We start from the raw sequence: 10,857 nt of genomic DNA on the forward strand, positions 1-10,857 counted from the left end.
ATGAAGTGAAGAAAGCCCGGATTTTCGGCATTTGACGCTGGATTGCATGGCCGAGAAGAAATCGACGAGATGATGTGGAGGGGATCATGGCGGCTGCGAGAGATCCAAGGGCGACCGAGACCGCCGACGCCGGCGGCGATGCCATCGAACTGGCCAAGCACCATCTCATCCAGCCCTGGCCTTATGCCGGTTCCGTCGGTGCGGAAGCACGCGCGCTGATCGGCGAGGGCGACGGCATCTACATCACCGACAACACCGGCAAGCGGCTGATCGACGGGCCGGCCGGCATGTGGTGCGTCAATGTCGGCCACCGCCGCGAGGAGCTGGCCAAGGTGATGTATGACCAGGCGATGGCGCTTTCCTACAACACGCCCTGGTACACGATGAACGCGCCGTCGGCGGAGCTTGCCATGCGCATCGCCGGCCATGCGCCGGGCGATCTCAGCCATGTCTTCTACACCACCGGCGGCTCTTCGGCCGTGGAGACGGCACTGCGCTTCATGCAGTTCTACAACAATGTGCGCGGCCGCCCGGAAAAGAAGCTGATCCTGTCGCGCGGCGGCGCCTATCATGGCTCGACCTACCTGTCGGCCTCGCTCAACGGCCGCCCGCGCGACCGCGACTGGATGGATGGTGCCGACGAGCTGGTGATCAAGCTGTCCTCGCCCGATCCGTTCCGCCGTCCGCAAGGCATGAGCCTTGCCGCCTTCACCGATTTCCTCGTCGACCAGTTCCGCGACACGGTCGCCCGTGTCGGCGCCGACAGAATAGGCGCTTTCGTCGGCGAGCCGGTGCAGGCCTCCGGCGGCGTTGTCGTGCCGCCCGATGGCTATCTCGGGCGCATCCGCGAGATCTGCCGCGACAACGACATCCTCTATGTCTCCGACGAGGTGGTGACGGGCTTTGGCCGGCTTGGCCATGTCTTCGCCTCGGGCGACGTGTTCGGCATCGACCCCGACATGATCACCTTCGCCAAGGGCGTCACCTCGGGTTATTTTCCGCTCGGTGGCGTCATCATCTCGGAACGGCTGCTTGAAGAACTGCGCCGCTCGAACCATCCCGATGCGATGTTCGGCCATGGCCTGACCTACACCAGCCACCCGGTCGGTTGCGCCGTGGCGCTGAAGAACCTCGACCTGCTGGAAGAAAGCGTGCTTGCGCACACGCAGGCGGTCGCCCCCTATTTCCAGGCGCAGCTGAGGACGCTGGAAGACCTGCCGTTGGTTGGCGAGGTGCGCGGCATGGGACTGATGGGCTGCGTGGAATGCGTCGCCGACCGCGAAAGCAAGGACCCGCTGCAACTCGACAAGGATGTCGGCAAACGCATCGACGGCCATTGCCATGAGCTTGGCCTGCTGGTGCGTCCGCTGATCAACATGTGCGTGATGTCGCCGCCGCTGATCATCACGCGCGAGCAGATCGACGACATGGTCGGAATCCTGCGCGAAGGCATTTCACGCACGATGGATGACCTGCGTCGGGAAGGCGTGTGGCAGGGGTAAAGCTGTCCTTCTTCTCCCCGTCTCACGGGGAGAAGGTGCCTGTTGGGCAGGTGATCTCCTCCGACCTTGCGGATCTATGCAGCGGCGCGTTCGCCGGCAGGCCGGCGGCGCTGATCGGCTTGCAGGATCGCCGGCGGGTTGTAGTTGGCCTCATTCAGTCCGACATCGGTTCCCGGCGGGACGATCTGATCGATCCGATCCAGGATGCCGTCGCCGAGGCGAACCTCGGCGCCGGCGAGCAGATCGTCGAGATGCTGCATCGTGCGCGGTCCAAGAATGGCCGATGTCACGCCGCGATGAGCCATGACGAAAGCCATCGCCATGTGGGTGAGTGACAGTCCGGCTTCGTTCGCCAAGGGGATGAGTTGCTCGACCGCATCCAGGCTGCGCTCATCCGACATTTGCCTGGGCATGTATTTCACCCGCAGGCTGTCGGGCATCTTCTGCCCCTTGCGGTAACGTCCGGTAAGCATGCCTTTCGACAATGGACTCCAGACCATCGCTCCCATTCCATGTCGCTCGCAGGTGGGAAGCACGTCGCGCTCGATGCCGCGATCGAGGATCGAATATGGCGGCTGTTCCGTGCGGAAACGGGCTAGCCCGCGCCGCTCGGCGACCCATTGGGCCTCGACGATCTCGGAGGCCGGGAAGGTCGAGGATCCGATCGCCCGCACCTTGCCGGCGCGCATCAGATCGGTGAGCGCGGAAAGCGTTTCCTCGATGTCTGTGTCCGGCGCCGGCCGATGGATAAGGTAGAGATCGATATGGTCGGTTTGCAGGCGGCGCAGCGACGCCTCCACAGCCTGCATGATCCAGCGTCGTGAATTGCCCTGGCTGTTCGCGTCTTCCCCCATGGGCCCATTCACCTTGGTGGTCAGCACGATGTTGTCGCGACGGCCCTTCAGCGCCTTGCCGACGATCTCCTCCGACTCGCCGCGGCTATACCGGTCGGCGGTGTCGATGAAGTTGATGCCGTGATCCAGGGCTTTGTGGATTATGCGGATGCAATCGTCGTGGTCGGGATTGCCCAGTCCGCCGAACATCATCGCGCCCAGGCAGTAAGGGCTGACCTTGATGCCGGTTCGTCCCAGTGTGCGGTAGTGCATGACGTTCTCCTTGGTGCAGGGTTGTGGCCAGCACTGCCTTGCTGTGCTATTCAGCCTAAGCGGAACAGTATTCCGTTTTATACGGAACAATGTTCCGTTTTGCAAGCGGGTGTGTCGTGAACGACCGGACAGACGATTCAGATAGTGGCCTGGAGCCTCCAGCCCGCGCCGACCGGCGCGTGCGCGCCGATGCTCGGCGCAATCTCGACACGCTGCTCCAGACGGCCCTGTCGGTGTTTGCTAGCTCCGGCGTGGATGCGCCGGTGCGCGAGATCGCGGAAAGAGCAGGTGTCGGCATCGGCACCGTCTATCGGCACTTTCCGCAGCGTTCCGACCTGATCGCCGCCGTCTTCCGCCGCGAGATCGATGCCTGCGCGGACGCAGCTTCCGTCCTGTCGGCCGGGCATAAGCCCTTCGACGCGCTGGCGAACTGGATGCAGCGATACGCGGCCTTCGTCGCGGCCAAGCGTGGGCTCGCCAAGGCCTTGCACTCGGGAGATCCGGTGTTCGACAGTCTGCCGGGTTACTTTGACCAGAGGCTGCGGCCTGCCCTGCGCACGCTTCTGAAGACCGCGACCGACGCTGGTGAGATTCGCGCCGATGTCGATGCCGACGAGCTTCTGGGCGCGGTGGCGAGCCTGTGCATGTCGGCCCACAATGCCGGAAGCGGCCGCGCGGAGCGCATGGTCGCCCTCCTCGTCGACGGGCTGCGCCACGGCGCGAAGTCGTCGTAGCGGGCCAAACGGTCTGAAGCGCGCCAGGCCCGCGCGGGCTCCGGTTGCGCCCCACCGGGCGCAGTTCCGGGAAAGTATGAAACGGTTTTCCGTCCGCAATTGCTTGACAACAAATAGCCAGAGCGGTTCGCCGTTTCCGTGAAATAGTGAACTGATCTAGGATCGCGACCTGAGCGCGTCGTTCAGATTCCACATGTCCTTCTCCTCGGGCGCGGTCTCGAGGCCCAGCACCGGCAGCATCTTGCGCAGATGGTCGTGGTGGGTGCGCACACCGTATTCCAAGTCTGAGAGATAGAAGCCTTCGAAGGCCTCGGACAGCATGGATTCGTTCGACCACACGGACAGCTGCACATCTTCCGACATGGTGTCGCGGTCGATGCGGAAGGACAGGTATCTTGCGGCGGCCTGCTCGCGGCTTTCGTCGCGGTAACGGTAGATCGCGCCGCGCAGCAGGGTCTGCCCCGTCGACAACGGAAACTCCTGGTAGAACTGCACGGATTCCGGCATCACCGAAATGACCGCATTGGGGAAAATGCCGTAATAGACCCAGGCCTTCTTCAGATAGTCCGGCAGATGCGTCGGCTCGGGCGCGATCTTGACGTAGTTCCTGACGCTCCAGCGGCGGCCGGCATGCGGGTTGTAGGTGGCGAAGGACCGCGACACGCCATTGATGAAGGGCTCGTCGAAATAGGTCGCACCATAGAGATCCTGCAAGGCGGGATGCGCCATGGCGACGTGATAGCCCTCATTGTCGACATCGCGCACGGACTTCCAGTTGACCGGCGTCTTCTGGGTCCAGATGCCCCAGGACGGCACCATGTCGGCGGCATTGTAGTGCGCGAATTCGGGCTCGATCGGCTTCATCAGCTCGGCGACCGAAGGCTGCGGGCCGCCATTGCGGAAGCGGATGAAAATGAAGCCCATCCAGATTTCGAGATCGAGCTGCATCAGGCCGAACTCGGTCTTGTCGAGGTCGGGGAACGAGCGCGGGCGCGCGGCGCCGCGCAGCGTTCCGTCGAGATTGTAAACCCAGCCATGGAACGGGCACACCAGCGCGTTCTTGCAATTGCCCTGGCTGTCGGCGACGACGCGGCTGCCGCGATGGCGGCACATGTTGTTGAAGCCGCGCACGACGCCATCCTTGCCGCGCACGATGAGGGCGCGTTCGCCGACCACGTCCATGGTCAGGTAATCGCCGGCGTTCGGGATGTCGGAAACATGGCCGACGATCTGCCAGTGGTTGCGGAAAACATGCTCCTTCTCGAGCTCGAGAAGGGCATCGGAATGGTAACTCCAGCCCGGTAGTCCCCGCCGGTCCCAATCGTTGGGGATCGCCACGTCACGGAGGTGCGGGTTCATAAAACGTCTCTTCTTGTTGTTGAATAACCATTCAATAAAAGCATATTTCCCATTGAAATGCAATGGCTTGTGAAAATACGGCTGGTTCTGAGGCGGGATAGGAGCATCGCCTTCGGCCGAATTCGATACGGCTGCTGCCCAGGAAAATCGCGGAGAATCCGGGTGTTAGCCTCGGTTCCGAGACGCCGTCCCGGCACGATTTCCCGAGGCGCGGAAACCGAAAGGCAAGACGCATGGCCGGAAGCAGAAAGCGCTCTCCGCACCCCGGCCGATCTGCTGTTCGGCAGGCGCTTGGGGCCGGGATCGCGTGTGGGACTTGGGCTGAGGTTCGCTTGCCTCGGCCAAATGTGAGCCGAGCTGACCGATTTTGCCCGATTTTGCCCGAAACTTCTGTTTCAACCTGGTTACATTGCTAGATCGACACCACGTTCGTGCTGTTACAAAGCGCGAGTAAGTTCGTTTCATCGCCAAAAAGAAACGCAGCGAAGGGGAAGGCAATGCATGCGAAAGTCAAGATCATCAGCGGCGAGCACCGCTTCCAGGCTCCAGAGCGCGCTGACCGACGCCCGAAACTGGCGCTGCGCCAACGCGCCAGCGACCACCCGATGGCTATGTTCATGGGACTGGCTGCTTGCGCCTTCGTCGGCATGGCGCTTGCGCCGACAGTCGGGCCGGCCTTCGCTTCGTTGAACCCGCCAGCCAACATCGTCGACGGCGCGCCGACGACAATCAAGACCGCGCGCCTGCCAATGCCGACGCTCGATTTCGCCTGCAAGGGGCAGGCTTGGGGCGCCGAGAGCGTGGATTGCCTGCGCGCTATCGCCGAGCAGTCCGGCACGCACAAGGCCCGCGCGATCCGCATGATCGCCAATGCCGCACCGCTGACCAACACGCCAAACATTTTCTGATTTCCGTCGAAGCGTGACCCCGAAACCCGTTCCCATTCGGGATCATGCTCTGACCTCCCCGAGCGCTCCTCCAGCGCTCTCTTCGGCTCCCGCCGCTCAGTCGGCCGGGAGCCTCTTTTTTACCCTTTCAACGCCGCCTGCTCGGCAATCATTGAAAGCACGCTGCGCACGTCCAGCGTGCTGAACGGCTTTTCCAGGATCTGCGGCCGCTGCTGCGCCGGCAAGGCCTCGATTTCCGCCTTGGCGCCGATCAGATCGCCGGTGACCAGCACGAAACGTCGTGCGAGGTCAGGCCTCTCGGCGAGCAGTTCGCGGTAGATCGCAATGCCCGATGTGCCGGGCATGCGCAGGTCCGAAAAGACGATGTCCGGTGGCATGTGGCCGCTCAAGGTGGCGGTGCCCGATACCCAGACAGGCGCGATCCGCGACTTGATGCCCATCAGTTCGAGAATGTCCGACAGCGAGCCGGCGACATCAGGTTCGTCGTCGATGATCAAGGCATGGCGCAGTCCGCTCGAGCGTGGCTGCGTTTCGCCGGCGGCGGCGATGCCCGCCGAGATGGCCGGCAGATGGACGACGAAACGCGCGCCTCTGGGGAGAACCTCCTCGAACCAGACATTGCCATTGTGCCGTTCGATGATCGATTTCGAGATCGACAGGCCAATGCCGGTGCCCACACCAACGGGCTTGGTGGTGAAATAGGACTCGAAGATGCGGTTGCGGATCGCTTCGGGAATGCCGGGCCCGTTGTCCTCGACCGAAAAGCCGGGATTGCCGCGATCGGTGCGGAATGTCCGCACCTTGATCAGTCGGTCCCCGGCAATGCCGGCAAGCGCATGCTGGCTGTTGATCAAAAAGTTGGCGGCCACCTGCGTCACATGGTCGGCGTCCGCCATGGCCAGCAGCGGGCCGGGCGCGAAATCGGTGTCGATGATGATGCCGCTCGAGCGGGCGCCATAGGCTGTCACCTCGAGCGCGGCGCGGATCACCTCGTTGAGATCGGTCTCGGCCTGCGCCGCGGGATGCAGGCGCACCATGGAGAGGAAGCTCTTGACGATGCGGCCGCAGCGCTCGGCGGCGGCGCGGACCTTCTCGGCACGAACCTTGGTCTGCGGGTCGGTGGCGAATTCATGCAGCAGTGTCGATTGAGCGACCACCACCGCCAGCGGGTTGTTGAGCTCGTGCGAAACGCCCGCGAGCAGCGAGCCCATCGCTGCCATCTTCTCGTTCTGGTGCAGTTTCTCGCGCTGCCGGTTGATCTCTTCCTCGGCCCGTAGCCTGTCGCGCAAATCGCGGATCGAGCCGAAGATCAGGCGGCGGTCGGCGACGCGCATCTCGGTCGCCGTCAGTTCGATTGGAAACACCTCGCCCGCGGCATTCTGCGTCACGGTCTCGAGCCGCTGGCCAACCATGGGCGCGCCGCGGCCCGACATGTAGTCGGCGCCCGAGGAATAGCCCTTGCGGTAGTATACGGGCACGACGGTGTCGAGCAGGTCCTTGCCGAGGATGTCGCTGCGCCGGAAGCCGAACATCTTTTCGGCGGCAGGATTGAATTCGATGATCGATCCGGCCTCGTCGATGACGATGATGGCGTCGAGCGAGGCCTGCAGCATGGTTCGCCGGATGACTTCGCTGGCATGGGCGTCGGAAGGCGAATGTTCGATGGCATCGCCGATGGCGAGCGCGATGATATGCAGCGTCGCCTCTTCCTCGTCGGTCCACTCGCGCTCGCCGACGCAGTCATTGACGGCCAGCGTGCCCCACAGATGGCCATGTGCGAAGACCGACACCGACAGGAACGACTTGATGCTCTGCTTTTCGAAATCGGTTCTCAGGAAGCCTTCGAGGTTGCGCGTGTGCCCGGCGAAGATCTTGCCTTGCCGTTCGTCCTCGGCCACGCGCTCCAACAGCGGATCGGAGTTGACGATCGACTGCATGATGACGGTCGGCGAGGCCAGTTCTCCACCGAAGTCGGGGTCGATCCAGTAGGCGGACACCGACTGGGCAAAACCCTGGCCAGGCAGCTCACGCAAGCGGAACAGGATGCCGCGCTGGCATTCGATGGCCCGGCACAGCGTTTCCAATATCCCGTCCATTTCGCGCTGCCAGTCGCCGGCCTCGCGCAGCCGACGAACCACGCGCACGGCCGCCATCGCCGCGCCCTGCCTGAAACCCGTATCCGTGCTTGTTGCTTCGCCCGTCATTGTCAGCCGTTATTCCAAGGTCATTGCCAATTCGATCGACCCAAATTCGATCGGCGAGCAACGGCTGCGAGCCTGAACCCTGTGGGCCGGCGCTCAGTTGCCGTCGCCGGTCGGCAGCGAGAAGATATAGCCTTCGCCGCGCACCGTGCGCAGGAATTTCGGGTTGGCTGGGTCCATCTCGATCTTCTTCCTCAGGCGCATGATGCGGATGTCGACGGCGCGCGACGATTCCGGATCCTCGGTGAAGCCGATGGCCTCCGAGATCGCGGCGCGCGTCAGCAGCCGGTTGGCGCGGGTCAGGAAGACCTCCAGCACGTCGAATTCGCTCTTGGCCATGTCGATCACGGCACCATTGGCGCCGGTGACCAGCCTGCCGTCGAGATCGGCCTGGAACGGGCCGAAGGCTACCGAGCGGCGGTCCGTCTTCGCTTTCCTGTCGAGCAGCTCCGTCGGCTGCGGAACGCGGCGCAGCACACTGCGGACCCTGGCCAGCACTTCGCGCAATTCGTATGGCTTGACGATGTAGTCGTCGGCCCCGAGTTCCAGCCCCACGATGCGGTCGAGCGCGGTGCCGGCGGCGGTCGCGTAGATGATGCCGATCGGCATTTTCGAGCGCAGCCAACGGCCAAGCGACAGCCCGTCCTCGCCCGGCATGGCGATGTCGAGGATGGCCAGATGGAAGGGTTGCGTCTCGATTAGGCTGCGCGCGGCGGCCGCGGTTTCCGCGGTCGCCACGTCATAGCCGGCGGCGCCGAGATATTCGGCAACCGCATCCCTCAGGTCGGGCTCGTCCTCGACGATAACAATTCTTGCCCGCACGATGCACTCGCTCCCACTTTCAGTGGAAAGTAGATTGGGTATAAACATCATGTCCAGCACTCATATCCGGTTGCAAGGGGATGGTTGGAAAACATGGCCGCACGAGCCGTCATCGCGCTTGTTTCCGTCGCCGAGGTGGTCGCGACCGAACTTGCAGACCATCTCGAGCGGCGTGGCCATGACGTGCGCCAGGCGCGACAGCCCTGGGAGGCGGAGTCGCTGCTGGCAGGCAGGGGCATCGATGTCGTTGTCGTCGGTGACAGTCTCAGTCAGGCGGAAGGCCGGGATCTGCTCAGGCGTCATGGCGGCCAAGGCGAGGGCGGCGAGGATGGACCCGATTTCATCCTGATCTGCCGGCCTACCGATCTGGTCGACAAGGTGCTGGCGCTCGAACTCGGTGCGGCCGACGTTGTCGAAAGCCCGCTCAATGTCAGGGAACTCGCCGCCCGTGTCGGCGGCCTGCTTTCGCGGCGCGGCAGGGGCACCCAGGAACTGATCGTGCTGGAGAATGCGACAGTCGATTTGAGGTCGGCCATCGTCATGCACCGCTCCGGCACGGAGGAACAGCTTTCGCCCGGTCAGGTGGCGCTGCTCAGGCTGTTCCTGGCGAGCCCCCGCAAGGTGCTGACGCGTGACGACATCATCGCCGCGGCACCGGCCGAGAACGCCGACGCCTTCGATCGCTCCATCGATTCGCGCATCGTGCGGCTGCGTCGCAAGCTCGACACCGAGACCATCACCACCATACGCGGCGCCGGCTACCGGTTCGATCCGCCGCAGCAATTCGCGGACTGATGGCAGGGTGCCCGGAAGATATTTCTGGCTGAGCATCGGATTTTCCCCCTCGCACCGATGCTTCCGAAGCTCAGCGTACCACCAGCAGCGACGGCCCCGATGGCATGTCGTTGGTCATGACGAGTTCATTGGCCTGGGCGCGATCCCTCAGGAGCACGGAGGCGAGGGCGGCAAAGCCGAGCAGGCCCTGCGCGTAAAGCAATGCCGAAAGCACCGAGGCCGCGAATTTCGTTTTCATCGTTCCAACTCCCCAGAAATGCCAATTCGTCAAAAATCAATGTGTCGCGGGTCGCTTCAGGAAACTCCCGAAGTGCCCGCGCCGCCCACGGAGCCCCCCGTCGCGGCGCGGGCCTTCGGTCCTCTCGGCAGCAAGTTGCCGGAGGGGCCGCGCAATGCCAGCAACCGAAGGCCAACCCGCCAGAGGGCCTTGAGCCGGGCGATGCGCAGGCTGGAAACAATCCAGACCGTGGCTGAAAACAGGCGGCGTGCAGGGTAGAGATCTCGTTCGAACTCATCGCCGCCAATCTCGCCACGGAACCGCCGGCAACTGTGCCGACACCGCCGATGACCGCCGCCGCGATGCCGATCCTGAAAAGCCAGGACCGTATGTTCGTTTTCGTTCCCATGGTCGTTGCCGTCTGCTTTCGTTACGTCAACTTTGCTTCCGGCCCGTATCCGGATCATGCCGCCAGACCCGACGTTTTGTTGCAGATTGGTTTCGAGATTGACTTCGTGCCTTTCATATAAGTCAATACGAACTTTCGTTTCGTGAGGAATACCCATGTGCCGCATCCCGCTCCGATCTGTGCGAGCAAATGCAGTCGCCCCCGACCTCTTGATTTGTTAACCGGAAGAAACAGATTCGAAACACAAACGAGCATTTCGCGAAATCTGTCCGAAACATGGCGCAGCGATAAGCCGCTCATCGAATTGGAGCCGGCCGGACCGGCAGACAGAGAGGGGATATCATGCACACCACCATTTCCGCCAAGCTCATCAACATCACCGTCGCCGCGTTCACGGGGGCCGTGCTTCTGTTTGGCGCCGACGCAGCGCACGCCGCCAACAAGATTGTCGCGCGGGTCTCGCTTTCACAGCAGATCATGGAAGTCTCGGTCGATGGCCGGCCGACCTTCGCCTGGAAGGTTTCCACCGGCGACCGGGCGCATGTGACGCCGACGGGATCGTTCAAGCCGACGCGCATGCATGAGATGTGGTATTCGAAGAAGTACGACAACGCGCCGATGCCGCACTCGGTGTTCTTCAGCGGCGGTTACGCGGTGCATGCCACCTATGCGATCAAGCGCCTCGGCCAGCCGGCCTCGCATGGCTGCGTGCGGCTGCATCCCGACAATGCCGCCGATTTCTACCAGCTTGTCGAGACCTTCGGGCCGGCCAACACCAGCATCGTCATCGTCAAGTAGCAGGCT

11 protein-coding genes are annotated in these 10,857 nt (G+C 63.1%); 5 read left to right on the forward strand and 6 right to left on the reverse strand.

What is annotated here, in order from left to right; translation table 11 throughout:
• The first annotated feature begins 86 nt into the window (after positions 1-86).
• A complete protein-coding gene (locus tag AC07SZ_RS19780; RefSeq protein ID WP_494915519.1) occupies positions 87-1,502 on the forward strand; it encodes an aminotransferase in 1,416 nt (471 codons plus the stop codon).
• 74 nt (positions 1,503-1,576) lie between these two features.
• Here AC07SZ_RS19780 and AC07SZ_RS19785 read toward each other — a convergent pair whose 3' ends face one another.
• Positions 1,577-2,608 (reverse strand): aldo/keto reductase, encoded by a 1,032-nt coding sequence (locus AC07SZ_RS19785; protein ID WP_494915520.1) that lies wholly within the window; start codon positions 2,606-2,608, stop codon positions 1,577-1,579.
• Positions 2,609-2,724: 116 nt separating this feature from the next.
• Between AC07SZ_RS19785 and AC07SZ_RS19790 the strand changes: the two genes are divergently transcribed.
• A complete protein-coding gene (locus AC07SZ_RS19790) occupies positions 2,725-3,342 on the forward strand; it encodes a TetR/AcrR family transcriptional regulator (RefSeq protein WP_494915521.1) in 618 nt (205 codons plus the stop codon).
• A gap of 156 nt (positions 3,343-3,498) precedes the next feature.
• On the opposite strand, the gene AC07SZ_RS19795 is transcribed toward AC07SZ_RS19790, so the two are convergent.
• Positions 3,499-4,701 (reverse strand): aromatic ring-hydroxylating oxygenase subunit alpha, encoded by a 1,203-nt coding sequence (locus tag AC07SZ_RS19795; RefSeq protein WP_056575872.1) that lies wholly within the window; start codon positions 4,699-4,701, stop codon positions 3,499-3,501.
• A 497-nt stretch (positions 4,702-5,198) separates the two neighbouring features.
• On the opposite strand from AC07SZ_RS19795, the gene AC07SZ_RS19800 reads away from it, so the two are divergent.
• A complete protein-coding gene (locus AC07SZ_RS19800; RefSeq protein ID WP_056575874.1) occupies positions 5,199-5,609 on the forward strand; it encodes a hypothetical protein in 411 nt (136 codons plus the stop codon).
• Positions 5,610-5,728: 119 nt separating this feature from the next.
• Here the strand turns inward: AC07SZ_RS19800 and AC07SZ_RS19805 are convergent, their stop codons facing one another.
• Positions 5,729-7,813: an ATP-binding protein gene (locus tag AC07SZ_RS19805; RefSeq protein WP_056575876.1), complete on the reverse strand. Its 2,085-nt coding sequence runs from the start codon at positions 7,811-7,813 to the stop codon at positions 5,729-5,731.
• Between the two features lie 93 nt (positions 7,814-7,906).
• Positions 7,907-8,680 carry a response regulator gene (locus AC07SZ_RS19810; protein WP_171883347.1) on the reverse strand — a complete coding sequence of 258 codons (774 nt, stop codon included), beginning with the start codon at positions 8,678-8,680 and terminating at the stop codon, positions 7,907-7,909.
• A 45-nt stretch (positions 8,681-8,725) separates the two neighbouring features.
• Between AC07SZ_RS19810 and AC07SZ_RS19815 the strand changes: the two genes are divergently transcribed.
• On the forward strand, positions 8,726-9,427 hold the full coding sequence (locus AC07SZ_RS19815; RefSeq protein WP_056575880.1) for a response regulator transcription factor: 702 nt from the start codon (positions 8,726-8,728) through the stop codon (positions 9,425-9,427).
• Positions 9,428-9,497: 70 nt separating this feature from the next.
• Here the strand turns inward: AC07SZ_RS19815 and AC07SZ_RS19820 are convergent, their stop codons facing one another.
• Both AC07SZ_RS19820 and AC07SZ_RS19825 read right to left on the reverse strand, forming a co-directional pair.
• Entirely contained in the window at positions 9,498-9,665 is a 168-nt protein-coding gene (locus tag AC07SZ_RS19820; RefSeq protein ID WP_081295026.1) for a hypothetical protein, read from the reverse strand.
• A 56-nt stretch (positions 9,666-9,721) separates the two neighbouring features.
• Entirely contained in the window at positions 9,722-10,210 is a 489-nt protein-coding gene (locus AC07SZ_RS19825) for a hypothetical protein (protein WP_494915522.1), read from the reverse strand.
• Positions 10,211-10,395: 185 nt separating this feature from the next.
• Between AC07SZ_RS19825 and AC07SZ_RS19830 the strand changes: the two genes are divergently transcribed.
• Entirely contained in the window at positions 10,396-10,851 is a 456-nt protein-coding gene (locus AC07SZ_RS19830; protein WP_056575884.1) for a L,D-transpeptidase, read from the forward strand.
• Positions 10,852-10,857 lie beyond the last annotated feature (6 nt).

This window comes from Mesorhizobium sp. GW821-FHT07A06 (assembly GCF_059419085.1).

Coding starts and splice junctions, on each gene's coding strand:
- AC07SZ_RS19780 (WP_494915519.1), top strand. CDS start 87: ATGGCGGCTGCGAGAGATCCAAGGGCGACCGAGACCGCCGACGCCGGC.
- AC07SZ_RS19785 (WP_494915520.1), bottom strand. CDS start 2,608: ATGCACTACCGCACACTGGGACGAACCGGCATCAAGGTCAGCCCTTAC.
- AC07SZ_RS19795 (WP_056575872.1), bottom strand. CDS start 4,701: ATGAACCCGCACCTCCGTGACGTGGCGATCCCCAACGATTGGGACCGG.
- AC07SZ_RS19800 (WP_056575874.1), top strand. CDS start 5,199: ATGCATGCGAAAGTCAAGATCATCAGCGGCGAGCACCGCTTCCAGGCT.
- AC07SZ_RS19805 (WP_056575876.1), bottom strand. CDS start 7,813: ATGACGGGCGAAGCAACAAGCACGGATACGGGTTTCAGGCAGGGCGCG.
- AC07SZ_RS19810 (WP_171883347.1), bottom strand. CDS start 8,680: ATGTTTATACCCAATCTACTTTCCACTGAAAGTGGGAGCGAGTGCATC.
- AC07SZ_RS19815 (WP_056575880.1), top strand. CDS start 8,726: ATGGCCGCACGAGCCGTCATCGCGCTTGTTTCCGTCGCCGAGGTGGTC.
- AC07SZ_RS19820 (WP_081295026.1), bottom strand. CDS start 9,665: ATGAAAACGAAATTCGCGGCCTCGGTGCTTTCGGCATTGCTTTACGCG.
- AC07SZ_RS19825 (WP_494915522.1), bottom strand. CDS start 10,210: ATGGGTATTCCTCACGAAACGAAAGTTCGTATTGACTTATATGAAAGG.
- AC07SZ_RS19830 (WP_056575884.1), top strand. CDS start 10,396: ATGCACACCACCATTTCCGCCAAGCTCATCAACATCACCGTCGCCGCG.